Genomic DNA, 24632 nt, shown 5'->3' with positions numbered 1-24632 from the left:
GAGTGAGGCCGGCGCCCCGAGCTCCCGCGCATCGACGCGGTGAGTTGCGGTGAGTTCGGGGCGCCGGCTCGTTTGTCAGGTCGCGCGCAGCAGCGACCAGTAGGCGGCCTTGTTGCATGAGCGAATCGGCGGGAAGGTCTCACCTCGAGTCAGGGGGATGACACGCTCTTCCTGGGTCGGGCTCGGCGTCGTCGTGCCGTCGACATACTTCTTGAACGCGTACTGCCCACTCGTGGCGCACTGATCTGAGGTTTTGTAGAGGGTACTCATCACCCCATTCGTGCAGCAGAGCCACGAGTGGATCGGCGCCATCGGGTTTCCCTCGCCGCGCGTCCTCACATCGAAGCGGTGATCCACCTTCCCTCGTGGCGCACCCCCGAGAGCGAGGTAGAAGAATGATCCAATACGACCCTTCCATCATCCGTGAGCAGGCCCAGAACCTCTACAATCAGGCCGAGAGGCTCACCACCATGTACGCCATCGGCTTGGGGCTCCTCGGCTTCATCGTCGGTGGCGCGCTGGGAGTCGGCAGCCTTCCCACGCCGCTCCTCCTCATCCCCGCGAGCATTGGCGCGGCCTTGCTCGCGGTGATCGGCGCACGATATGGAACCGCCAAGGGCTTCGCTCTGCGGCTCCAGGCACAGACAGCCCTGTGTCAGGTTCAGATCGAGCTCAACGGCCGACCCCAGCACCCCTCAACACGAGACGCCGCTCGCTGAGTCCTCGGCCGCGAGCTCGGTGAGCAGCGCCCGGGCCTCCGCCGCCGCCTCGCGCACCGAGGGGCGCAGGTGCCCCTCGAGCTTGCGCAGCATCGCCTCCCCCGCCGGCGGGTCGATGCGCGCGAGGGCGTAGGCCGCCCGGACCTTGGTGAAGGCCGAGGCAAAGAGCGCGCGAGCGCTGCGGCGGACGGCCTCGGCCACGGCTGGGGCGTCCTCCGGGTCGATGCGCGGGCCGATCACGGCGAGGGCCTCGAGGGCGCGGTCGCGGGTCGACTGGTCCCCGAGGCCGAGGATCAGACGCGGCGCGGCCTCGGGTCGCCGGGCGCCCGCCAGGGCCAGCGCCGCCTCCCAGCCCAGCGGCCCCTTGGCCAGGGCCTCGTCGCCGAGCACGGCCGAGAGCGCCTCGCAGGCGGCGGGCCCCGGGGGGTCGAACATCGACAGCGCGACGATCAGGTTCTCGCGGACCTCTTCGTGGTCTTCGCGGGCCAGGGCGGCGACGAGCTCGGCCTCCACCTCGCGACCGCCGACCTCGACGAGGGCCGGTCCGGCCTGAAAGCGGACGTCGTCGCGGGGGTCGTCGAGCAGGGCCCGGAGCGCGGCGAGGAGCTCGGCGTACTCGCCGGCGCTCGCGACGTCGACGGCGTCGGCCTCGGTCTGCGCTCGCGCGGCGGCGCCGAGCAGCGAGAGCGCGATGACCCCACACTCGCGCATGAACATCGCGGCGTGGTCGCTGTCCGCGGGCGAGAGCGCCTCGCTGTCGCCCGCCGCGAGGGCCTCCTCGGCGCGCGCCCGGGCCGTGGGCGCGCCGATCTGGGCCAGGCCGACCCGGGCCAGGGCCGCGTTTTGGGGCGCGGCGTCCGTGCAGGCCTGGTCCAGGGCCGCGGCGACCTCGTCGCGCTTGGGGTGGACGATGGACTGCCAGCGCGCCGGCGCCTGCGAGCCCGCGGCCGTGAGCAGAGCCGGCGCGAGCTCGCGGATCGCCACGCTGCGCGCCTCGGGCCGCCGGGCCTCCACGTCGCGCAGGGCCGCCTCCAAGGACAGGCTGCTCATGCCGGCGGGGCAAGCTCGAGCAGCAGCTGCTCGAAGCTCAGGCGGACGTTGGGGTTGCGGATCAAGCTGGCCTGAAAGCGCTGCACGGCCTGCATCTGGGCGACGAGCTCGCCGCCCTCGCGGCGCGCGTCGCTGAGCCGGGGCATCTGCGGCAGGCCCTCGCCGCCACGCAGCAGCTCGCGCAGGTGCAGCATCCACAGCTCGGCCAGGCGCGCGGCCGCGGCCCGCTGGCGCGCCGCGCTCTCCTTGGGCTTGTCGCGCTTCTTCTTGGACTTTTTCCTGGACTTCTTCTTGCGCCCCTTGGGGCCCTTGACCACGACGACCTCGGCCTCGTCTTCGTCCCCGGCCTCGCTGGCGCGCTCGCCCGGCTCGGGCGTGGCGAGCACGGCGGACTTCCAGCTCGACCACAGCGGCGAGCGGTCGCCCGAGAAGATCGCCGCGGGCCCGAGCTCCATGGCCCTCAAGGTCGTGGCCAGCAGCGCGCGGGTGGGCTCGAGGCTGTCGTCCCCGAGGAGCTCGAGGGCCACGCCGGGGCTGCCCTCGGACAGGGAGATCGCCAGCTCCAGGCGCTCGCCGCTCGGCGGCTCGGCGGCGTCGGCGAGGGCCGCCTCGACCACGGTCCGGGTCTGCGCGGCCCCCAGGCGCTCGAGCGGCACCGTCATGCAGCGGCTGAGGATCGTGTCGAGGATGTCGTGCAAGTTGGTGGCCAGGAGCACCCAGTAGACGCCCTCGCGCGGCTCCTCGATGGCCTTGAGCAAGGCGGCGGCCGCGGCCGGGTGCATGCGGTCGGCGGGATCGATGATCACCACGTGGGCCTGGGCCTCGAAGGGGGCGTGCTGGCAGCGGATCGCGGCCTCGCGGGCCGCCGCCGCCGTGATGGTCTGGCTCTTGCCTTCGCCGACGAGCACGCGCACGTCCGTGTGCCGCCCGCCGAGCACGCGCCGGCAGTCGTCACACTCGCCGCAGCCCCGGGCCGGCGCCCGGGTGCAGATCAGCGCGCAGCCCAGGCCGCGTGCCAGGGCCGCCTTGCCCACGCCGCGCGGCCCACTGAGCACCAAGCCGTGATGCAGGCGACCGCGCGCGATGGCCCGCGAGAGCATCTCGACGACGCGCTCGTGGCCGACGACGGCCGGGAAGCTGGCGGAGGAGGGCTCCAAGGTCCCCAACCTTAGCGCATCTCGACGCCAGGCCTGACTCGCCGCCCGCGCTGGCCAAAGATCCGCGGAGCGGTCACACTGAACGCCCGGGCCCGGCGCCCGCAGCGATTCGATGAGCACTGAAGACGGCAAGCCAGGGTTGTTCTCTCGCCTCCGACGCGCGATCTCGTCGAGCGTCGACGAAGCCATGGACTCCATGAGTGATCCAGGCCGCGAGCTCGCGCTGATGCTCGATGACCTCGCAGAGGAGATCAAGAACGCCGAGAAGGATCTCAAGTCCGCGGTGGTCGAGCGCAAGATGATGGAGCGCAAGATCGAGGAGACCAAGAAGAAAGAGGCGGCCTGGCAAGGCCGCGCCGAGCAGGCCATCAAGCTCGGTGACGAGACCCTGGCCCGCGCCGCCCTCGAGCGCAAGGTCGAGGTCGCCAACGAGCGCAGGGAGCTCGAGACCGGCGTCGTCGAGCAGACCAAGCTCGTCGAGGACATGCGCGACCACATCGACATGTCCAAGAAGAAGCTCAAGTCGCTCAACATGCGCCGCGGCACGCTCATGGCCCAGGCCCGCGCGGCCAAGCACGGCGAGAGCTCCGCGGCCGCCGTGGGCATGGCCCAGAGCTCGCGGCTCAACGACATCGAGGACAAGATCGCCCACCTCGAGGCCATGAACGAGGTCCACGCGGAGACCGCGGGCTCGGCCATGGAGGAGATGCGCATCGACGCCGAGCTGCGCAAGCTCGACGCGGGCAGCGAGCTCGACGACGAGCTGGCCGCGCTCAAGGCCAAGCTCTCGAGCCAGCAAAAGGCCCTCGAAGAAGGCAAGGACTAGCGAGGCGTGCGCGCCACGGAGCCCGCCTCGCGCTGGCAGCTGGCAGCGCTGCTCGCGGTCATCGCCTTCATCCTGCTCTCGGCCTTCCCCTACTTCGAGCAGATCCGCAACGCCAACGAGCTCCCGCGCCTGGTCCAGGCCATGAGCCTCGTCGACGAGCACACCTGGGCCGTCGACGGACCGAGCCGGCATGGCCTGGCGCTCGGCCCGGACCTCGCGCGCAGCCCCGTCGACGGGCGCCTCTATCCCAACAAGCCGCCGGGGGCGAGCGTGGTCGGAGCGGCGGCCTACGCCCTCGCCAAGCTCGGCACGCAGCCGCCCAGCCTGCGCGAGCTGACCTGGTGGGCGCGGCTGCTGGCGGGGGTCGTGCCCACGCTGATCATCGCCTTGTTCGCCTGGGGTCGGCTGCGCCCCCGCTTTGGCCCGCTGGTGAGCGCGGCCACGATCTTCCTGGGGATCTTCGCCACCCCGCTCTTCGCCTACGCCCGGCTGTTCTACGGCCACGCCCTGGCCGCGTGCTTGCTCTACATCGGCGTGCTCGCCCTCGAGCGCGGGCTCCACGGGCCCCCGGCCAAGGCCGCGCGGGCCTGCTTTTGGGGCGGCCTCGCGGCGGCCTGCGCCGTCACCGTGGAGTACGGGGCCGCCTTCGCCGGCCTGCCCATCGCCGTCGCCCTGCTGTGGACCGCCGCGAAGCCCAGCGCCGGCACCGGCGCGCCCGCCCGCGCGACCAGGCTGCGCAACGCCGGCCTCGCCCTGGCAGGCGCGCTGATCCCCGTGCTCGCCCTCGCCGGCTACCAGTGGTCGGTGTTCGGCTCGCCCCTGGCCACGGGCTACCACCACGCCGCCGACGCCCACTTCGCGGCCCTCCACGGCCAGGGCCTGCTCGGCCTCGGCGCGCCGCGCTGGGACAATGTCGTGACCCACCTGCTCTCGCCCAAGACCGGGCTGCTGGTCTGGTCACCGCTGTGCCTGCTCGCCTTCGCCGGCCTGGTCCACGGCGCCCGCCGAGCCGACGCCGACGCCGAGGCCTGCCGGCTTCAGCTCGGCGTGTTCGCGCTCGTGCTGCTCATGGGCCTGGGCCTGTCCTTCTCCGGGGGCTGGCGCGTGGGCCCGCGCTACCTGGTGGTCGCGCTGCCCATGCTCTTGCTGGGTCTGGCCGAGTTCATCGCCGCGTTCTCCGATCGCTCGCGCATGGGTGCCCTGCTCATGGGCTTGCTGGCGATCACCGCGAGCTGGTCGCTGATCGCCAACGCCATGGCCGCGACGATCTGGCCGCACATCGACCCCACCAACATCAGCGAGCCCTTCGGCGCCGTGCTGATCCCCCTGTGGCTGCACGGCTTCGCCCCCTACGGGCTGCCCAGCGCCATGAGCCAGGGGCTGACGATCTGCCTGGCCATCCCCGTGCTGGTCGGCGTGGGCGCGCTGTCCTGGGCCGCGGGCACGGAGCAGCCGCGCATGGTCTTGCTGCCGATGTTCCTCGGCTACGCCATCGGCGCCCTCGGCCTATTGCTCGTGCTCCCGCGCACGATCCCCGCCCACCCCGCGACCGAGCACAACCTCGAATACATCGAGCGCGTCTACGAGCCAGGGCCGGCGCGGACCGACAGCGAGCGCTCGAATCCCCGGGGCGAGAGCCTGCGCCTCGAAAATTAGCGAAGCCCGGCGACCCCACGCGGGCCTCCGGGCTTCGATGATCCAAATCTAGCGATTACTTGAACAAGTTGTCGCCCAGGGGATCGTCATTGTCGTCCGGGGCGATTTTGTCCTTGTCGTCGCGCGAGGTGTCCTCGCGCTCGAAGCGGGTCGGGATCAGGATGATCGCAACGGCCAGGGAGCCGTCGGTGGTCCACAGCGTCTCGCGCTTGCGGACCTTCCACTTGCTCGTGTAGGGCGCGATCATGTCCATGCCGTCACGGTTGTAGGCCAAGGTCAGATCCACGACCTTGTCGCCCTCTTCGGCCTTGGTGCTGAGCACGACCACGTGCTTGTGATCCGCGCCCTCGAAGTCGAAGCTCCAGTCCGTGTCCATCGTGCGGATCTCACCGCGGTGCTTGACGGTGGTTCCGTTCTCCATCCGCACCTCGATCTTGACCTTGAAGCCGTAGTCGTAGGTCTTCTCCTCCGCGCCGTCTTCACTCTCTGCGTCCGCAGCCCAGGCAGGCTCGGCGAACATCAAAGGAGAGACCAACAAGAGCGGCAGCGCGACAGAAAGCGAACGAAGCATCGACATGCTCACTGATTTTACGGATCGGCGAACGCGCATCAACCCAAACTTCAGTTTGGATCGCGGATCACGCGATTTGTATCTTCGACGTCAAAGTCGCAGGTCAGCGCCTCGAGCTCATCGGCGCGTTCACGCAGCCCGTCGACAGCCCGCCGCGTCTGTCCCAATGCCACTGCGGTGGACGTGACGCGCTCCAAGACTTTGTGAAAGGCGCTCGCGACTTGCTCCGTGTCATTCCCCTGACGGCTAGTCAGGCCAGAGATCGTACGCGCGGCTAGGGCCGTATCTTCGGCGAGGGCCCGGTTTTCTTCGGTGGTCAACACGCTGCTGGCGCTCGACGCCCGGACCGCGCTCATGTGCTCGCGGACATCGCCGACCGTCTTGGTGATGCGCTCGGCGAGGCGACGCATCTCGGCGGCGACCAGCGCGAAGCCACGCCCGGCCTCGCCGGCGCGGCTCGACTCGAGCGAGCCATTGAGCGCGAGCAGATCGCTGCGATCCGCGATGTCATCGATGCGCTCGAGCAGCTCGCCCACGCTCACCGCGTAGCTGCTGAGCTCATCGATCTTGCGGACCAGCTCGTCGGAGACCGCCAGCGTGCGCTCGGCGTTGTCGAGCACCTCGAGCGCCGCGCCCTCGATGCCCTCCGCGGCCTCGGCCAGCGAGCGCACGTTGGCGAAGACCTCGCGCATGCCCTCGGCTTGCTGCTCCGCCGCCTCCTCCTGGCTCTGCGTGACAGCGTGGATCTCGACCGCCGCCGCGGCCAGGTCCAAGGACGTGCTGCGCACTCGCTGAACCATCGCCCCGAGCTGCCCGAGCATCTCGCGAAAGGCGTCGTGAAGCTCGCCCGGGTGCTCGAGCGCCACGAGCAGATCCCCGCGAGCCACCGCCTTGGCCGCCACGGCCAGCTCCTCGAGCATGTCGAGCATCGCGTTGAAGTCCTCGGCGACGCGGCCGGCCTCGTCATTGCGCAGCGGGATCACCCGCGGCACGGTGCTCAGCTCGCCGCCCGCGACGAAGCGGCGCACGGACTCGCTGAGCGAGGTCATTTGGTTCGAGAGCGTGCGCCCGAGGCCGCGGGCGCCGACCACCGCGGGCAGGCTCGCGCTCGTGGCCAAGAACACGAGCACGGCCAAGAACAGCGCGAGCTCCTCGTCGACCTCGCGCTCGATGCTCAGCCAGCGCTGGCCGTCCTCGTCGAGGGGCGCGGCCGCGACCACGGTCGCGCGTCGGTAGTCGTAGCGCGCCCAAGCCTCGCCGCCTGCCTCGCCGCCCGCCGCATCCGCGTCGAGGATCCGCGCCCCCTCGAGCGAGGCCTCGCCTCGCCCTCGCAGCGTCGAGGCCTCGCGCTCGACGGCACGCAGCGCCTCGGACATGGCCACGTCGCGGATGCTCTGCACGCGGATCATCCCCGCCAGCGCGCCCACACCCGTCAGCGTGCCCAGCAAGTTGAAGCAGGAGGTCAGCATCAGCGTCGTGGCCACGCTCGCCCTGCTGCGCTGGCACTCCACGCCTCCCGAGATCATCGCCCGACCCAGGTCCGCGCGCAGCTCCCCCACGCAGCCCTCGAGCACCAGGCCGAGCATCGTCGCCGAGGCCGTGCTCATGGCGACGATGATCAGCGCCGCCGACATGATCTCCGCGTCCCCGAATTCCAGCGCCCGCGGCACGCCCACCCGTGCCATGGCGATGCCCACGGCCAGCACGGCCGACCACCCGAGCACGAAGACCACCACCACCCGGGTGTGAACACGCTGCAAGGCGCGATCGGCCGCGGGCATCAACGCCCTGGTCTGGGCCAGCTGCCACCGCCTCGCGGGGCGCAGGCAAGCGCCCACCCACAGACCCAGGCCCACCATGCGCAGCGCAGAGAGCGGGACGATCACCCACGGATCGACCACGCCGAGGGCCAGCCAGACCGCGAGCACCGGCACCAGCGCGCTGAGGTCGAAGGCCAGCACCCGCAGGACCGCCCGCCTGACGACGTCCGGACCCCGGTCGATTCCGCGATCATGCTCATCACCGCCAGCCATCACAACACTCACCCATGATGGGCCCGGCCAACGCCCGATCACAAGCGCGAGTTGGGCCTCTGAGCGACACGAAGGCCGCGAGACCTCGGCGAAGGCCCCGCGCCTACACTCTGGGCGAGGTGCCCGAGTCTGTCGGTCACAGCGCGGTTCGGTCTCGCCCTGCCAGCCACCAATGAAAATGGGCGGTCACCTTGCAGCGTGACCACCCATTTCAATCGCAGCCCGCCGCGCTCAGCCGTGCTCGAGCAGCACGCGGATCAGCTTCTTCTTCAGCTCGCCCGTATAGGGCGGCAAGATCAGGTGCATCAAGTTGGGCTGGAGCTGGTGATAGACCGCCTTTTGATGGCTGAAGGTCAAGAAGCCCTCGCGCGCGTGGTAGTGGCCCATGCCGCTGGGCCCCACGCCGCCGAAGGGGATGTCGTCCTGGGCGACGTGGATCAACGTGGCGTTGATCGACAGCGCCCCCGAGACCACGCGCTCGCTGAAGTCACGCACGATCCCGCGATCGTGGGAGAACAGGTAGGCGGCCAGCGGGCGCGGCCGGGCGTTGATCCTCGCGACCGCCTGATCCAGATCGCTGTAGGTCTCGATCGGTAGGATCGGACCAAAGATCTCGTCTTGCATCACGGTCATCGAGTCGTCGACGTCGACGGCCAGGGTCAGTGGGAGCTTGCTGGCCGCGGCGAAGGCCGCGCTGGACTCACCACCGGGGTTGAGCTCGATCAAGGTCGCGCCCTTTTCCTCGGCGTCGCGAAGATGCGCGAGCAGGCGCTCGCGGTGGCGCTCGTTGATGATCGCGGTGTAGTCGGTGTTGTCGGCGAGCTTGGGATAGATCTCCGCCAGGGCCTCGCCCAGCGCCGCGACCAGGGCGTCGCGCTGCGACTCGTGGACCAGCAGATAGTCCGGAGCCACGCAGGTCTGGCCGGCGTTGAGCAGCTTGCCCGAGAGCACCTGCCCGAGGCTGCTCGGGCGCAGCGGGTAGTCCTTGGCGAGGACCAGCGGCGACTTACCGCCGAGCTCGAGGGTCACGGGGACGAGGTTCTCGCTCGCCGCCCGCATGACCAAGCGCCCGACGCCGGTCGAGCCGGTGAACAGCAGGTGATCGAAGGGCAGGCTCGAGAACGACTTGGCGACCTCGGGGCCGCCGTTGAAGACCATGACCTTCTCCGGCGGGAAGGTCTGGGCGATCAGCTCGGCCAGCAAGCTGGAGGTCTTCGGCGTGTACTCCGAGGGCTTGATCATCACCCGGTTGCCGGCCGCCAGCGCCCCGGTCAGCGGGCCAATGGCCAGGAAGAATGGGTAGTTCCACGGCGCGATCACGCCGACCACCCCCAGGGGCTGGAGCTCGATCCGCGCCCGCGATGGCCAGGTGGCCCAGTGCGCGCGGCGACGCACCGGACGCATCCAGCGACGCAGGTGGCGGATGGTGTGGCGCAGACCCATGAGCGATGGCAGCAGCTCCAGGCGCCGCGACTCCTCCGCCGAGCGCCCACCAAAGTCGGCGTCGATGGCCGCGAGCAGCCGGTCCTCGTTATCGAGGATCATCTTCAGCAGGCGACGCAGATCCAGCCGCCGCTCGTTGTAGCTCGGCGGGCCGTGGGCCAGGAAGGCTTCGCGCTGCCGACTCAGCGCGTCGCGGAGGGTGTCTTCTGTGACGGAGGGGCTGGACTCGCGGCGAAGGACTTGCACGGACATGAATCCTCGATGCTCGGGCGGCGATTGTCCCACAAAGCACGGAGGGTCCCGCCGAACATCGTTACTATTAGCAGAATTTCATTTCGCAGGCGGCCCCGGGCTCACGCGTCGGCCTCGCCGCTCGCCGCGGCGGCACCTCGGGTCCCGCGCCCGAGAGCGGCCGTGGCCAGACCAGCGAGCAGCGTGGTGATCCCGCACAGCGCAAAAGTGCCCGCGAAATCCAGGGCGCCGAGCCACGCGGGCGCCCACAAGGGCGCGATCACCCGAGGCAGGTTGAGGGCCGCCATGGCGAGCACGAAGAAGGTCGTCGACAGCCGCGAGCGCGCCGCCAGGGCCAGGGCCAGGGCGTGCACGGCCACGAGCAGCGCCGGCTGGAGCAGGCCCTCGAGGACGGCGAGGGTGGCGATCGTCGGCTGGTGGATCCACAGGCCCTCGGCACCCGCGAAGCCCAACCAGACCAGGCCCAAGGCCGCCCCGGCGAGCGCCCCAGCCCGGGCCGCGCCCAGCCGCGCCACCAGCGGACCCCAGCCCAGCGCGCCGATCACCCCCGCGAGCGCGCCGATCGGCATGAGCACGGAGGCGTAGCGGGCATAGTCCCAGGCGAGGCGGCCAAGGAGCAGCTCGGCCGAGAGCGCGGAGGTCAAATTGGGGCCGAGCATCAGGACGGCGAAGACCGCCAGGGAGGCCGCGAGCCACGGCCACGCGGGCGAGCGCGCCTGCTCGCCCCGCCCGCCCCGCCCGCCCCGCTCGGGCCCTTCCCCTCCCCCTTCCCCTCCCCCTTCCCCGCCCCCTTCCCCGCCCCCGCCCTGCTCGCGGGCCCGGAGCGGACGCCCGGGCATCCACAGCATGGCCAGCGCGCCCAGACCCAGCGCGATCACCCAGGGCGCCGGCGTGCGCAGGCCCGCGCTCATGCCCTGCTCGAGGATCCGCGGCGTCAGCCACAGCCCCGGCAGCGCGCCGAAGCCCAGGGCGTGGCCCAGGCCCATGGCCGTCCCCGCCGCGGCCCGATGCGCGCGCAGGCAGTCGAGAGCCAGGGCGTCGACGAGCACGTCTTGGCCGGCGAGCACGAAGTTGAGCCCGACCCAGGCGAAGGCGACGGTCGCCATGGAGCCGGGCAGCCCGCCCTGACCACCGAGCCAGCCGGCGCCGACGACCCACAGCGCCGCGGCGCTCGCGAGCATGGTCGCGGCGATCGCAGCGCCTCGCGTGCGCAGCGTCCAACTCGGGCCGAGGTCCACGGTGAAGGCGATCGCGAACTTCAGGGCCCAGGGCAGCGCCCCGCTGGCGAGCAGCCCGACCTGCGCGTCCAGGCCGGCGCCGAGCTGGGCCAAGCTGCCGATCATCAGGGCGCCGAGCCCCGCGACGATCCCCTGGACGAGATAGGCGGCGAACACCGCCGCGACGATCCGCCAGATCGGCGCTCGCCCGCCGCTCGCGTGCTCGCCTGCGTCACTGCTCCCCGCCGACACCGCGGCCAGAGTAGCTCACCGCGAGCCGGACCGAGCTCGCAGAGCGCGACGCCGACGGGCACGCTCGATCAGCTGGCCCAGGCTCAGACCCAGACCAAAGAGCGCCAGGCCCAGGCCCAGCTCGCGCCCCCCCCAGGCCGCACGCCCTCGCCTCTTCTCGCGCCCGCCCGCGCTCGCGGCCGCTTGCGAAGGCTGCCCCGCTCCACCCCCGATCGCCGCGTCAGCCTCGGTCTCGGCGCGCAACAACACGTGGACCCCCTGCGCGTCGAGGCCGGGGACCATGGCGAGCGCGAGGGCCTCGCTCTCGCCAGTCAGCGCGTCGAGCTCGGTCTGCGTCGTCCTGGGGAGCCGCGCGACGATCACCACCCGCGGCGCCCCTCCGCCCAGGGCGACCTCGACCCGCGCTCCACTCACGCCGATCAGCTCGAGGCTCTCGACCAGCGAGGTCGCCAGCGCCAGCTCCCGCCGCGCCCGCTCGCCCTCGCGCGTGGGCACCAGGCCGGGATCGCCAAAGAGCGCCTGCTTGTCCAGGCGCGGGCGCTCGCGCGTGGGCTCGCGGGGCGCCGCCTCCCCGCAGCCGAGCAGGCCCACGGCCATTGTCGCGGCCAGCATCAGCGAGGTCCTGCGATCGATCCGGCCCACCCGCGCAGGCTGACCCGGGCTGCCACGGCGGCCAAGAAAAGCGCGAGAACGCCGGGGCAGCGTCGGCCCTCCAGCCAACACCCCCACTCGACCGCCCTCTCCAGCGACCGCCCTCCCCCGCGAGAACGCCGGAGCGCGTTCAGTCCTCGAGCGTGCGCGCGCGCTTGGCCAGGCGCGCCAGCAGCCGCGCGTGTCGCCGCGAGATCGTCGACGCGTTCATGCCCAGCTCTTTGGCGTAGTCCTTCATCGTGTAGCCACGCACGTAGATCGCGTCGATCAGCGCCCGCTCCTCGGCGTCGAGCTCGTCGACCATCGTCCGCAGCCACACCAGGCGATCCGCGTCGACCAGCGCCTGCTCGGGATCCGGCTCGCCGGCGGCCACGTGATCCACCGCCGCGCCGCTGGTCTCGGACATGCACACGGCCAGGGTCGCCCGGCGCACCAGCTCGCGGGCCGCGGCCACGCGCTGCTCGAGGGTCGCCCGCTCCCCCGCGGCCTGGCGCGCGGCCTGATCTTCGGCGGCGTTGCCCAGCAAGGCCTGGGTCGCCTCGAGCCGGACCAGCGCCCGCTTTTGCTTGCGCCGCGCCGGCGTGCGCTTGCGGATCGCGTCGATCATCGCCCCGCGCACTCGGTAGTAGGCGAAGGTCGAGAAGCTCGCCTCCTGGCCAGGGTCGTAGCGCATCGCCGCGCGGACCAGGGCCTCGTTGCCCACGCTCTCGAGCTCGTCGACGCCCAGCGTGCTGCTCCAGCGGGACACGGAGCGCGCGACTCGCTTGACGAGCTCGGCGTGGCGCTCGGCCCGAGCCGCCTGATCCTCGCTCAGCGGCGGGCTCATGGGCTCAGCGACCCTCGCGGACGTGCTTGCGAAGCCCCCACTTTTGCTCGTCGCTCACATCACAAAAGCGCACGCCCATGTCGCTCCTCGACGCGCGCACGACCGTGCCCTGGACGGGGAGCTGGGCGCCCGAGGGGAAGTCGAGGACCAAGGTCAGCCCCGTGCCGACCGCCTCCCAGGCGGGGCCGTCGAAGCGACAGCCGCCCAGGGAGATGTCTCCCAGGGGCCGCCGCAGCATGACCTCTTCTCCGATCACGTCCGCGGTCACGCTCAGCTGCAGTCGGGGATGAACTCGAGCGTCGCTGCCCACGCCGGGATGATACCCAACTCTCCTCCCAGCGCGCCTCACGCGGTGACTCCCTGACCCTCGCGTCCCCAGGCCTTGCCAAAGTGTCATCCACCCCCTCGCCCAGTGCGCCTACAAGGCTCCAGGATCATTGCTTTTTTGCGCTCCGTGTGGTGGATACCTTGCTTGCAGGAGCCAGCGATGGCAGGTGCCTGCCTCCCCCGTGATGCCTGATCTCGCCCAGCCCTTCCACCGAACGCGCGGCCGCGCCCGCGCGCTGGCCATGCTGCTGGCCGTCGGCGTCGCCGCGCCCGTGCTGCCCATGACCGCCTGCAAGTCGCAGCCGTCGATCCCCGGCACGGAGATCCCCGACACCGACGACAACCGGCAGATCATCGGCGTGCTCGAGCGCTACCGGACCTCCTTCGTCAGCCGCGACGCCGCGGCGGTGTTGGCCACGGCCCACCCCACCTACTACGACGAGGGCGGGACCGACGACCCCAGCGACGACACGACCTACGCCGACCTCGGGCCGCTGCTGCGCCGGCGCATGTCCCAGCTCGACTCGATCCGCTTCACGATCGACTACCTCGAGATCCACGTGACCGGTGACCGCGCGATCGCTCGGGTGTGGGTCGACGCCAGCTTCCGCTTCAAGCCGCTGCTCGACAGCTACGGCGAGCCCCGCGACCAGCCGCCCTACGCCCGCGTCCAGGACCACTCGGAGTTCGAGCTGGTCCGCGAGGGCGACAACTGGTTGATCGTCCGCGGGATCTGAGCCCAAGATCCACGGGTGCCCGAGCTGCCCGACGTCACCGTCTACGTCGAGCATGTGCGCGAGCGGATCCTCGGCCGGACCCTCGCGCGCCTGCAGCTGCTCAGCCCCTTCGTGCTGCGCTCGGTCGATCCCCCGGCCCAGGCCTTCGCCGGCCTCGCGGCCACGGGCTGCTCGCGCCTTGGCAAGCGCGTCGTGCTCGAGTTCGAGGATGAGCACTTCGCGGTCATCCACCTGATGATCGCCGGGCGCCTGCACTGGAAGGCCCCCGGCGCCAAGCTCCCGCGCAAGTCCACGCTCCTCGCCTTCCACTTCGACGACGGCCTGCTCAGCCTGACCGAGGCCGGCAGCAAGCGCCGCGCCTCGCTGCACCTGGTGCGCGGGCGCGAGGCCCTGGCCGCGCACGACCCCGGCGGCCTCGACGTGTTCAGCCTCGGCCCCGCGGCCTTCGCCGAGCACATGCGCGCGCGCAACCACACCCTCAAGCGCGCGCTCACCGATCCGCGCATCCTCGACGGCATCGGCAACGCCTACTCCGACGAGATCCTCCACCGCGCCAAGCTCTCCCCGGTCAAGCTGACCTCGCGCCTCGACGACGAAGAACTCGAGCGCCTGCTCCAGGCCTGCCAAGACGGCCTGCGCGAGTGGACCGAGCTGCTGCGCGAGCACTACGCCGGGCGCTTCCCCGAGAAGGTCACCGCTTTTCGGCCCGAGATGGCCGTGCACGGCAAGTACGGCGAGCCCTGCCCGGTCTGCGGCGACCCGGTCCAGCGCATCGTCTACGCCTCGCGCGAGACCAACTACTGCCCGACCTGCCAGACCGGCGGCAAGCTCCTGGCCGACCGCTCGCTCTCGCGGCTGCTCGCCAAGGACTGGCCGCGCAGCCTCGAGGAGCTCGAAGCCTACAAGGCCGAGCGCCGCGTCGAGCGCTGAGCGCCCGCTTGCCCGCGCCCACTTGCCCGCGACAGCACGTCGCGCCTCCACGCCCACCAGCGCACTGGTCAGCGCCGCCCCGCTGCGCTACTCGACCCCCATGCGCCGCGCCCCGCTCGTCCACGCCCTCCTCCCCGCCCTGAGCCTCGGCGTCGCGCTCACCGGCTGCCTCGAGGTCTGCCCCTCGGCCCCGGCCCCCGACCCCTTCGTCCCGGTCGTCGATCAGCTGCCCACCGAGGCGGTGTTCTGCGCCGACGAGACCCGCGTGGACTTCTCTGACTCCGGCGAGGCCCTGCCCGAGGGCACCCTGCCCAACCAGGCCGACCTCAACTTCCAGTTCAACACCGCCGAGGACACCCAAGCCGCGATCATCGAGCACTTCGAGGCCCGCGGCTGGACCCGCGTCGACACCCGCGAGCCCGCGGGCGAGCGCGCCGTGGCCTTCTCCCAGCCCGAGCTGGGCAGCGTCCTCGACTTTCGAGTGATCGACGAGACCCCGGCCCAAAACCCGATCAAGAACAGGCGCGTGCACGCCTTCGTCGAGCTGTCTCAGCCGCCTTGCCTGGAGCTCGTCGGCCAGCGCGGGAGCGCCTGCCTCGACAACACCGTGGTCGCCTGCGTCAACGGCTTGCCGGGCGAGCGCATCGACTGCACCGCCATGGAGCAGACCTGCGTCGCCGACGGCTCGACCGCCAGCTGCGTGGCACAGTGAGCCCTCAGCGCTGATCCGCCGGCGTCCACCAGCCCTGGGGATCCGCCGCCGCCGCCCCGAAGATCACGCGCCCCTCGCCCTCGATCTTGTCCCGCCCGCGCGCGCTGAGCTGGCCGCGCTCGAAGAGCAGCTCGGCCACCGCCCGCGCGCTGGGGTAACCGACCACGCGCGGGTCGTAGTTGCGGATCGTCGCGCCATCGCGGGCGCGGATCAGGTGGATGTAGATGCCCGCGACCCGCTCACCTTCGCCCTCGAGCTGCGCGGCGAGGTCGACGACACCCTGCGCATAGCTGGCCCGCACGCCCATGCCGATCAGCGTGTGCAGCAGCGTCTCCCCGCGCAGGCGCCCGGCGGCGATGTCTGCGAACAGACAGTAGATCTGGGCGTCGCGCTCGGCGTCGTCGCCAAACAGGTGGATCTGCGCCGACGTGGGGAAGGTCTTGGTCAGCAGCAGCAGCGCCCCGAGCTTGAAGGCCGTGTGCTCGCGCAAGCTGTCGAAGTGGCGGCGGCGAAAGACCTCGACCTGATCCTTGTAGCTGATCCCGTCGAACTCGATGCCATCGATCAGCATCTTGCGCTCGATGGCCATGCGGATGAAAGGCGGGCTCGCCGTGATGAAATACAGCGGGCAGTGGTCCCGACCCGAGCTGCCCTCGCGCAGGGCGTGGAGCAAGGCCGTGGTCCCCGGAAGCGCGCGCTTGTCGACGGCGAACTCGAAGGGGATCTTGAGCATGCCCTTGAGCTGGGAAAAGCGCGTGTCGAGCCAGGTCTTGTCGATGTCCCAGATGTAGATCGGCCCGGCGTAGTCTGGGTCCAAGCTCCGCTGGAGCTTGCGGATCATCGGAAAAGGGACGCGCACGGACTCGTACTCCGCGGGCTCGAGCGCATCGTGGGGATCGCGGTCGCTGGCCATGCAAAAGGTGGCGCCGAGGGGGGCGCTCGGCCGGATCATAGCGTAATTTGCTGCGCGCGCGTGCAGCCTTCTACGCGCTTGACGACGCCTCGCCCGCGCGAAACAAGGCCACCGTCGCCAGCCGATGTCCGGCCCCGCTCCCCGCGACCCTACTCCTTACCATGGACTCTGGACCTCACGCCCCGACCACTCTGGTCGATGTGCTCCACGCTCGAGCACAGCGACACGCCGACCGCCCGCTCTACCAACAGCTCGCTAGCGGCGAGATCGTGGGCGAGTTGAGCTACGCCGCCGCCGACCGCCGCGCCCGCGCCCTGGCCATGGAGCTGCGCGAGCATGCCCAACCTGGCGAGCGCGTGCTGCTCCTCTACCCCTTCGGCCTCGAGTACCCCGCCGTGTTCCTGGCCTGCCTCTACGCAGGCTTGTGCGCCGTGCCGGCCTTCCCCCCCGACAAGCAGCGAGCGACCTCCACCATGCCGCGGGTCGGCGCGATCATCCGCGACGCCGACGCCCGGCTGATCCTGACCACGGCCGACCTCGTCGAGACCGTGGAGTTCGCCCGGGCCGAGGCGGTGAACCCCGACGCCCTGGAGATCCTCGCGACCGACGCCCTGGGCCACGACGCAGATCGAGCCGAGACCTGGACCCGCCCCGCGCAGCTGGAGGACGCCCTGGCCTTCCTCCAGTACACCTCGGGCTCCACCGGCACGCCCCGCGGCGTGATGATCGGCCACGACAACCTCTACGCCCACCAGCGCCTGGCCCACGAGAAGTTCAAGCAAGACGAGGGCGCGGTGACGGTCAGCTGGCTGCCCTTCTATCACGACATGGGGCTGATCGGCTCGCTCCTCTACCCGCTCTACCACGGCGGGACCACGGCCTTGATGTCCCCGACCGCGTTCTTGCGCAGCCCCCTGGCCTGGCTCATGGCCGTGTCCAAGCTGCGCGCCCGGGTCAGCACCGGCCCCAACTTCGCCTACGACCTGTGCGTCGACCGGGCCGCGCGGGCCAAGCCCGACGCCCTCGACGGCCTCGACCTCTCGTCTTGGGAGCTGACCGTCTCGGGGGCCGAGCCGCTGCGTCCCCAGACCATCGAGCGCTTTTGTCAGCGCTTCGCCCCGCACGGCTTTCGCCCCGAGACCTTCATGCCCTGCTTTGGCATGGCCGAGGCCACCCTCATGGTCAGCGGCTGGCCGCTCGAGCGCGCCCCCAGCCTGCGCCGCTTCTCCCGAGAGGCCCTGTGGACCGGCCGCGCCGAGCCCCTGCCCGAGGAGGCCGAGGACAGCGAGGGCCGCGACTACGTGTCTTGCGGCACGCCCATGCGCGAGCACGAGGTGGCGATCGTCGATCCCGACACCTGCGCTCGCCTGCCCGACGGCCACGAGGGCGAGATCTGGCTGCGCGGACCCTCCGTGGGCCGCGGCTACTGGGGCGACGCCGAGACCTCCACCCGGCGCTTCGCCGCGCACATCGAGGGCGAGGCCGAGGCCGAGGCCGAAACCAAGGCCGACTCGCCCGGCGTCTGGCCGTGGTTTCGCACCGACGACACCGGCTTCGTGCTCGATGGCGAGCTCTACGGCACCGGCCGCCTCGCGGATCTGATCGTCATCGGCGGGCGCCGCTACCAGCCCCATGACATCGAGCGCAAGCTCGCCCACGGGCCCGACGCGCTGGTCAAGGAGGCCGTGGTGTTCTCGATCCCCGACGCCGAGGGCAAGCCGCAGCTGTGCATCGCCGCGACGGGGCGGCGGACCTCCGGCGACGAGGTCCGCAGGAAGCTGTGCGAGCGCATCGCCGCGCGCGTGCTCGAGCGGGTCGGGATCGAGCCCGATCGGGTCGTGCTCATCCCCCAGCGCAGCGTGAGCAAGACGACCAGCGGGAAGCTTCGCCGCTATCGCTACCGCTCGGCGCTGCGCGATGGGGAGCTCGAGGTGCTGTGGGAGCGGAGCGCGGGCGGCGTGGCGGGTTGAAAGCGCGCCAGTGACACCCATCCTCTGGGTGGGTAGAGTATGGAGGGATCCAAGCTCCCACGCTGCCTCCTACGCCATGTCGATTCAGCCACCCACTCCGCTCGGCTGCGCGCTCGCCAACGCAGTGCGTGGAGTTCGGGACGAAGTTGGACGAAGCGACGCGCCCGTCGTCGTCATCACCCCATACGAGGCCAACGCCACCTTGGCCCGACAGCAACTCGCGCTCGCCGGCAGCTTCATCCGCGTCGACTTCCTCACCCCAGAACGCATGCTGCAAGCTCTGGCGCGCAGATGCCTGTTGGAGCAGAAGCTCCGTCGCCCTCCCAGCGGATGGCTGACCGCCACCATCATCACGCTCCTACACGAGCTCGCACGCGCTGGCCAACTCCAGGCGCAGATAAAAACCCTCTCCCAGCCTGGATGGCTCCCATCCCTGGCACGGGCCGTCGAGACCCTCGAATTGGCCGGCGTCGAAGCGGATCAGCTCCGGCGAACCGAAGCCCCCGGCTACGCAGATCGGCTGGCGGTCCTCGCGGAGCTCCTGCGCGGCGTCGAACACCAACGCGCCGTCGATCGCCTCTACTCGAGCACAGATCTCACCAACATCGCAATGGAGGAGCTCGAGCACGGCAGGAGCCCGTGGAGCGCCGCCGTCATCTTGGGAGATCGGCTGCTCGCGCCGCAAACCTATGACGTGATTCGAGCCTGGAACCGAGACCACCCCCATGTCGAGGTCTGCCCCGAACCCTGGCACAACCTCGAGCCCGCGCCAAGCGGGCTTCGCTCGACGGTACACGCCAGTGAGCCTGTCGTCGTCCAGCTCGCTCGAGGCACGCTCTTGGCCGAGCTCGCCCAGGGTCTGTTCTCAGCCCCCACGCGAGCGCTCGAGCATGACAACAGCGTCACCCTCGCGCGAACACCCGACGACGTCCGCGAGCTCGCAGAAGTGACGAGGGTCGTGCTCGACGCAATACGTGGAGGGGTCCCCCTCGATCGCATCGCGGTCGTCCTCCCGGACGCGGAACACGTCGTGGTCCTGCGCGAACACTTCGAACGCCTCGAAGTCCCCGCGACATGGCTGATCGGGCCGCCCCTCTCGACAACACCAGCCGCACGCTTCTTGCTGTCTTGCCTCGAGCTCGCTGATGGAGGCGACACGGTGCCCGCCTGGTATGATCTCCTGCGACTCCCGGGCTTGCGCCTCGGGCCCGCGCTCTCCCCCACAGTGACCACCGGGCGAGGGCGGTGGCGGCGAATCCTCGCCCGCTGTGGCGCTGTCTGCGACACACAGACCATCATTGGAGCCGTACAAACCTGGGCCGCCGAGCTCCCTGACGACGACACACATGAAAGTGATCCCGATCGAGATGCGGCGACGAACCTCGTTCGAGCGCTCCAAGCTCTCCACGCCACCTTCCTGCTCTTCAGCAAGGCCGCCCCCCTCGGAGCTCACGCCCGTCGATGGATCGAACTCTTGCGGCGTTGGTGGACGCCCTCACCGGACCTCGCACAGCTGACCGGGCTCCTGCGTGGCTGGGGCCCCCCAGGAGTCGGCTGCTCGGTTTCCCCACCCGAGGCCCTCGCTCAACTTCGGCACGACCTACAAACCAGCGCAGCCCTCAAGGGTCGCCTCGCCGACCCGGCCGTTCGTGTGATGACACCGATGAACCTGCTCGGGGGCGCCTTCGAGGTGGTGGTCGTCTCAGGCATGACCGAGGGACGCTTTCCTCGTCGACCCGGCGAAGATCCCATCTTGCCTGACGAGCTGCTCGAGCAGCTCAATGCCAGCTTGCGTATCGACCTGCTCCCGAGCCACAAGCTGCGAGACTATGAGATTAGACGCTTCGGCGCAGTTGTTGGCGCCTGCACCAAACAACTGTGGTTATCGTCACCCGCGACAGATCTGCTCGACGCGCGCCCCCTCCTATCCAGCGTGTTCTTGCTCGAGACGGCCTCGACCCTGCTCGGGCGTCGAGCCACATACGCCGACTTGCGTGGGCTCCAGCTCCGCTCTGGAAGCCGCGCGGAGTCCTGGAGCCCAAACCCCGAGCACGCGATCAGCTCGCTCGAGCACCAGATCGCCAGCACGGTAGCGACCCCTCGCTCCAGCCTCGCGCGCCTCGCCAGCCAGGACTCGACGCGCAGGCTGCTCGGGCTCCAGCGCGCGCTCGATAGCGACATCGCGACGAGCTGGACAGGCAAGCTGTCCCCAGGACTACTGCCCACTCCAGGGCTCGACGGCTCCCCTCTCGACCCACGCAAGATCGCCAAGTTGATCGCCAACCCTGGCGCCTTCCTCGTCGAGGAGGTCCTCGAGATCCGCCGACCAGCCACCTTGCGAGGCCACTTCGACCCTCTACGCCCAGCGTTTCGAGATCAGCTCTTTCTCTCCGCGCTCGAGGACGCGCTCGACGCCCCAGGGCCTACCCACGCGGCCTTCGAGGCCGCGTGGGAGAGCGCAATTGAACGCTGGCGACGTCATCGTGGCGATATCATCAGCGACGAAACGCTAGCCCTGCTGCGCGGCTTGAGACAACAGCGCTTTTCCAAGCTCGAGCGCCTCGGCGTGCTCCCCAACGGAGCCCGCGAAGTCGTCAGAGGCCCCGTCGTCGAGGGCCTGCCGTGGCAAATCGAAGCGCGCGTAGGTTGGCGCCAAGGCCCGCTGCTCACCGGTCTCCTGCTCCAAAAGCCGGCCAAAAAGCAATTTGCGAGCAGCGCACCCGAGCTCGTGCTCGCGGCCATGGTCCAGCCAGGCGTGTCGAATATCTACGCGGTTGATATCGACGCCAACTGGATCGAGGGGGACCTCCCCTTCGAGTCCTCCACACTCGCACGGCGACTCACCCTCGCCACGCGGTGCATCACACAACTCAACTGCTGGCCTTGGGGCCACGAACACGCCCTCCGGCTGTCCAGCGAGCACGACCTCGGCTACCGCAGCGGCGAGTGTGAAGCGCCACCGCCCCGGAAGCCCACATGAGCGCCCTCGACCAAGCGGCCCGCGACGCCGCGATCCAACACCTCGATCAGTCGATCGCGCTCTCGGCCGGCGCGGGCTCGGGCAAGACCGCCGTGCTGACCCGGCGGATCCTGGAGCTGCTCGTCCGAGGCACGCCAGCGAAGCGGATCGCCGCGATCACTTTCACCGAGAAGGCCGCTGGCGAGCTACAGGCTCGCGTCCGCGACGCCTGTGAGGCGCACCTCGCCCGCGCCGGGCATGCTCCCCACGGCCTGCTCGAGAATCTATCGCAAGTAACGATATCAACAATCCATGGATTTTGTCACAAAATACTGACGACGGAGTCCTTCGCCGCCGCCTGGGCCCCTGACACCGAGATCTGCCCCGACGCCCTCTCCACGCAGGAGGTTCGAGAGGCCTATGATCAGTGGGAATTCGACTTTCGCCAGCGCCACCCAGACGCCAGCCTCATCATTTACCGGCTGCTCTCTCCCCATGGGCTGCGAACCGGCGCCGCGCGGATTCTCAGCTATCGCGACCTCGAGCCGACTTGCAGCACCTCCCCCTTCAGCCCCGGCTCCGCCTTCCAACAGCTCAATTCAATCGGCGCGAGCTTATTGGTCTCGAGGATGCTCTGCACCGCCGCAGAGACCGACAAGCTCGTCCTCCAAACCCACGGGCTCCTCTCCATCATACAAGACGCGGCGAACCGCCCACCGACCGAGGCCGTCGTGCGAATACTCGCCAGCAATGAGGGCGCGACTGGAAACCTGAACCTCGGCCGAAAGTCCGACTGGAAGAACGACGGAAAGCGGCTCTTCGTCGCTGCACTTCAACAGTTTCGAGCCTGGCGCGCCACCCAGATCGAGCACCTCCATGGGCTCTTGGTCCGCGACATCGTCCGCCACCTCATCCCAGCCATCGACCATACCAAGGCCCACGCCGCCATCGCAGACTATAATGACCTGCTCTTTCGAGCGGCCCAGCTGCTCCGAGACTGCACCCAGGCCCGCGCCCGGCTCGCGGAGCGCTTCGACGCCGTGCTCATCGATGAGGTCCAGGACACCGATCCAATCCAGGCGGAGGTCGCGGCGCTGCTGACACGCGCCCCCGACGCGACGGGGAGCTGGGACGCTCATCCCCCCCAACGCGGGCGCCTATTCGCAGTTGGAGATCCTCGCCAGTCAATTTACCGGTTTCGGCGGGCAGATGAAATGACCTGGTACCAGCTCCAGCGCCTCCTCACCCGCGACGGCGAAGGTCTGCACCTGACCGAGAATTTCCGATCGGTCCCGGGCATAGTCGAATGGGTCAATTCGACTTTCTCCAGCCTCCCGGGATACCTCCCTCAGCGCGCGCACCGAGAGCCCGCCCCCCTCGATCCCGTCGTGCGCCTCCCGCTTGGACCCAGCACGGACGACATCAGCGAACTGGGCCTCGTGACCCGGTATTTGCTGCGACTCGAACGAGACGGCGAGGTCCTGGACCCCAACAGCAAACAACGCCGCGCCATCCAGTGGTCTGATATCATGATCCTGCTGCCGTCGTGGGCGAAGGCGGACCAGCTGCAAAATACGCTCACCCGCGCGGGCATCCCAGCGGTGGTCGAAGGTGGCAGCGCGTTCTTTCGGCGCGACGAGATCCGACTCTCGCTCGCAGCCTTGAAGTGCCTCGATGAGCCCGGTGACGAGCAGAGCACGGTGTTCGTCCTCCGTGGCCTGTTCGCGTTGACTTGGGACGAACTCGCGCGTCACCGAGCGGCGGGAGGAGCCTGGCGCTTCACCATCCCGAGCCCCACCGATGGGCCCGTCGCCGACGCCTTCATGCTTCTTCGCCGCCTCTCTCGCCAACGCGGGCGTCGTAGCTGGGTCATGTTACTCGACGAGCTCCTCGAGCACAGCCGCGCAGCCTCGGTGTGGGCGTTGCTACGAGATGGAGCGGCCAAGCTCGCCAACCTCGAGAAGCTGCGCGCGCTCATCCGCCAGTTCGAGGCCACGGCCAGCTCCCCCACCCAAGCGCTGCGCATGCTCGACAGCCTGGGCAAAGAGCAAGATCTCTCCCGCGTCGACGCCCTCGATCAGGCGGTCCGCATCACGTCCTATTTCAAGGCAAAGGGCCTCGAAGCCCCTGTGGTCCTGCTTTGCTTCGGCAGCCGCCGGGCTGAGCCGATCGTCGCCGCGATCGATCGTCGCGCAAACAAGGTCGCGATCAAGCTGGGCCATCTAAAGCTGAGTGACTGGAAGCAATACGAGGATGCCGAGCGCAGCGCCAACGAAAACGAGCGTCGCCGATGGATGTACGTCGCCGCAACTCGGGCTCGAGATCAACTGGTCATCGTCGACAGTCCAAAGAGCCCCCTCTTCAGGGAGCACTTCGCCAACGGGCTGGCGAAGGCCACACAGATCGATCCCCAGACGCTGCCATCCCCGGCCTGGCGCGACCAGACCTTCGCCGACCACGACGAGCACGTCGACGCCTGGCTCCACGCGCCACCCCCGCCAGACGGCATCGACCCGACTCGAGACTGGTGGAGCTCCGCGCGCGAAGCCATCCACGCGTCGAAGCGCGCGAGCATGCGCTGGCGCACCGTGCATGAGGTCGCCATGAAGGAGCGCGTGAGCGCCTCGACCTCAGCCATCGGGGCCCTCGGAGGCACGCTGGTCCACGAGGTCATGGAGGCGCTCACCTTCACGGACTCCCTGGAGGACCAGCGCACGCGCGCGGCGGAGCTCACCCCCCTGCTCGCCGCCGAGCTTGGTCTCAGCCCCACGCGTGAGCGACAGTGCCTGGATATCATCTATCGGATGCTCGAACACGAGGTGCTGCAAATGGCACGCTCAGCGACGGAACACTGGGTAGAAGAGTCTTTCGCCTACCGCGACGACGCCCAAGGTCGCGTCATCTCTGGGCGCATCGACCTCGCCTTTCCCAGCGACGCCAGCCGTGAGCACTGGTATATCGTAGATTGGAAGAGTGACCTCCCCCCGCGTGAATCGCCCGGCTGGAGGAACTACCAAAACCAGCTCGATCACTACGCCAGGGCGGTGTTCGAACTGGTCCCCGAGTGCAAGCAAACGACGACTGTGCTCGTCGGCCCGCACCCCCAACTCGCCGCAGCTCCAACACTCTTCGAACAGCTCTCCGAGGCCTACCCCGAGCTCGCCAGGACCATGGAGGACTTACTCGACAAAGGCCTTCCAGCCCCTCGCGTCAACTATGAGGTTGAGGAGATAGATAGTATCGTCGTCGCCCTCGCATGGGAGCGAGAGAAGATTGCGCTATGCATCGACAACTCGCGCATCGACGCCGAGGCGATGCGCCAATACCGCTGGCACGTCATCACCGCTGACCTGGCCTCCCCGACGTGGGAAGTCGAGGCCTGCGACGCCATCGCCGCCTACTTTTCACTGCCCAAGGACTGAATGGAGACC

General features: G+C 69.8%; 20 protein-coding genes. 9 read left to right on the top strand and 11 right to left on the bottom strand.

The window, feature by feature from the left end; all coding sequences use genetic code 11:
* Nucleotides 1-75 precede the first annotated feature (75 nt).
* A complete protein-coding gene (locus G6O69_RS23935) occupies nt 76-270 on the bottom strand; it encodes a YjzC family protein (RefSeq protein WP_172305834.1) in 195 nt (64 codons plus the stop codon).
* A 95-nt stretch (nt 271-365) separates the two neighbouring features.
* Between G6O69_RS23935 and G6O69_RS23930 the strand changes: the two genes are divergently transcribed.
* Nucleotides 366-719: a hypothetical protein gene (locus G6O69_RS23930; protein ID WP_176397049.1), complete on the top strand. Its 354-nt coding sequence runs from the start codon at nt 366-368 to the stop codon at nt 717-719.
* On the opposite strand, the gene G6O69_RS23925 is transcribed toward G6O69_RS23930, so the two are convergent.
* The gene (locus G6O69_RS23925) at nt 696-1769 is read right to left on the bottom strand and encodes a HEAT repeat domain-containing protein (RefSeq protein ID WP_172305832.1); all 1074 of its coding nucleotides are present in this window, start codon (nt 1767-1769) and stop codon (nt 696-698) included. The two genes, G6O69_RS23930 and G6O69_RS23925, sit on opposite strands and share 24 nt — an antisense overlap.
* Nucleotides 1766-2926, bottom strand: a complete 1161-nt coding sequence (locus G6O69_RS23920; protein ID WP_172305831.1) for an AAA family ATPase — start codon at nt 2924-2926, stop codon at nt 1766-1768. Before G6O69_RS23920 ends, G6O69_RS23925 begins: the two co-directional genes overlap by 4 nt.
* Before the next feature lie 112 nt (nt 2927-3038).
* Between G6O69_RS23920 and G6O69_RS23915 the strand changes: the two genes are divergently transcribed.
* Both G6O69_RS23915 and G6O69_RS23910 read left to right on the top strand, forming a co-directional pair.
* Nucleotides 3039-3752: a PspA/IM30 family protein gene (locus G6O69_RS23915; RefSeq protein ID WP_172305830.1), complete on the top strand. Its 714-nt coding sequence runs from the start codon at nt 3039-3041 to the stop codon at nt 3750-3752.
* Nucleotides 3753-3758: 6 nt separating this feature from the next.
* Nucleotides 3759-5408, top strand: coding sequence for a hypothetical protein (locus G6O69_RS23910; RefSeq protein ID WP_172305829.1), 1650 nt, complete (start codon nt 3759-3761; stop codon nt 5406-5408).
* A 55-nt stretch (nt 5409-5463) separates the two neighbouring features.
* On the opposite strand, the gene G6O69_RS23905 is transcribed toward G6O69_RS23910, so the two are convergent.
* From G6O69_RS23905 to G6O69_RS23875, 7 genes are all read right to left on the bottom strand, one after another.
* The gene (locus G6O69_RS23905) at nt 5464-5985 is read right to left on the bottom strand and encodes a hypothetical protein (RefSeq protein WP_172305828.1); all 522 of its coding nucleotides are present in this window, start codon (nt 5983-5985) and stop codon (nt 5464-5466) included.
* A gap of 44 nt (nt 5986-6029) precedes the next feature.
* A complete protein-coding gene (locus G6O69_RS23900; protein WP_172305827.1) occupies nt 6030-8012 on the bottom strand; it encodes a methyl-accepting chemotaxis protein in 1983 nt (660 codons plus the stop codon).
* Between the two features lie 231 nt (nt 8013-8243).
* The gene (locus tag G6O69_RS23895; protein ID WP_172305826.1) at nt 8244-9707 is read right to left on the bottom strand and encodes a coniferyl aldehyde dehydrogenase; all 1464 of its coding nucleotides are present in this window, start codon (nt 9705-9707) and stop codon (nt 8244-8246) included.
* A gap of 101 nt (nt 9708-9808) precedes the next feature.
* Nucleotides 9809-11176 carry a hypothetical protein gene (locus G6O69_RS23890; RefSeq protein ID WP_172305825.1) on the bottom strand — a complete coding sequence of 456 codons (1368 nt, stop codon included), beginning with the start codon at nt 11174-11176 and terminating at the stop codon, nt 9809-9811.
* A gap of 15 nt (nt 11177-11191) precedes the next feature.
* Nucleotides 11192-11818 carry a hypothetical protein gene (locus G6O69_RS23885; protein WP_176397048.1) on the bottom strand — a complete coding sequence of 209 codons (627 nt, stop codon included), beginning with the start codon at nt 11816-11818 and terminating at the stop codon, nt 11192-11194.
* A gap of 139 nt (nt 11819-11957) precedes the next feature.
* The gene (locus tag G6O69_RS23880) at nt 11958-12653 is read right to left on the bottom strand and encodes a sigma-70 family RNA polymerase sigma factor (protein WP_172305823.1); all 696 of its coding nucleotides are present in this window, start codon (nt 12651-12653) and stop codon (nt 11958-11960) included.
* 4 nt (nt 12654-12657) lie between these two features.
* Nucleotides 12658-12963: a PilZ domain-containing protein gene (locus tag G6O69_RS23875; protein WP_172305822.1), complete on the bottom strand. Its 306-nt coding sequence runs from the start codon at nt 12961-12963 to the stop codon at nt 12658-12660.
* A 202-nt stretch (nt 12964-13165) separates the two neighbouring features.
* Between G6O69_RS23875 and G6O69_RS23870 the strand changes: the two genes are divergently transcribed.
* From G6O69_RS23870 to G6O69_RS23860, 3 genes are all read left to right on the top strand, one after another.
* The gene (locus G6O69_RS23870; protein ID WP_172305821.1) at nt 13166-13717 is read left to right on the top strand and encodes a hypothetical protein; all 552 of its coding nucleotides are present in this window, start codon (nt 13166-13168) and stop codon (nt 13715-13717) included.
* Between the two features lie 15 nt (nt 13718-13732).
* Complete coding sequence (locus tag G6O69_RS23865; protein WP_172305820.1) at nt 13733-14647, top strand: DNA-formamidopyrimidine glycosylase family protein; 915 nt, start codon at nt 13733-13735, stop codon at nt 14645-14647.
* Between the two features lie 100 nt (nt 14648-14747).
* Nucleotides 14748-15359, top strand: a complete 612-nt coding sequence (locus G6O69_RS23860; protein WP_172305819.1) for a hypothetical protein — start codon at nt 14748-14750, stop codon at nt 15357-15359.
* 4 nt (nt 15360-15363) lie between these two features.
* Here the strand turns inward: G6O69_RS23860 and G6O69_RS23855 are convergent, their stop codons facing one another.
* A complete protein-coding gene (locus G6O69_RS23855) occupies nt 15364-16311 on the bottom strand; it encodes a phosphatase domain-containing protein (protein ID WP_176397047.1) in 948 nt (315 codons plus the stop codon).
* Nucleotides 16312-16433: 122 nt separating this feature from the next.
* Here G6O69_RS23855 and G6O69_RS23850 point away from each other — a divergent pair, with 122 nt between their 5' ends.
* The 3 genes from G6O69_RS23850 to G6O69_RS23840 all read left to right on the top strand — a co-directional run bounded on the left by G6O69_RS23850 (nt 16434) and on the right by G6O69_RS23840 (nt 24623).
* Nucleotides 16434-18242: a fatty acyl-AMP ligase gene (locus tag G6O69_RS23850; RefSeq protein WP_172305817.1), complete on the top strand. Its 1809-nt coding sequence runs from the start codon at nt 16434-16436 to the stop codon at nt 18240-18242.
* A gap of 76 nt (nt 18243-18318) precedes the next feature.
* Entirely contained in the window at nt 18319-21222 is a 2904-nt protein-coding gene (locus tag G6O69_RS23845) for a hypothetical protein (protein WP_172305816.1), read from the top strand.
* Entirely contained in the window at nt 21219-24623 is a 3405-nt protein-coding gene (locus G6O69_RS23840) for a UvrD-helicase domain-containing protein (protein WP_172305815.1), read from the top strand. The genes G6O69_RS23845 and G6O69_RS23840 overlap by 4 nt, the downstream gene beginning before the upstream one ends.
* Nucleotides 24624-24632: the final 9 nt, after the last annotated feature.

This window comes from Pseudenhygromyxa sp. WMMC2535 (assembly GCF_011083025.2).
Note: the sequence above shows the minus strand (reverse complement) of the source record. Positions and strands in the feature narration are given on the sequence as shown.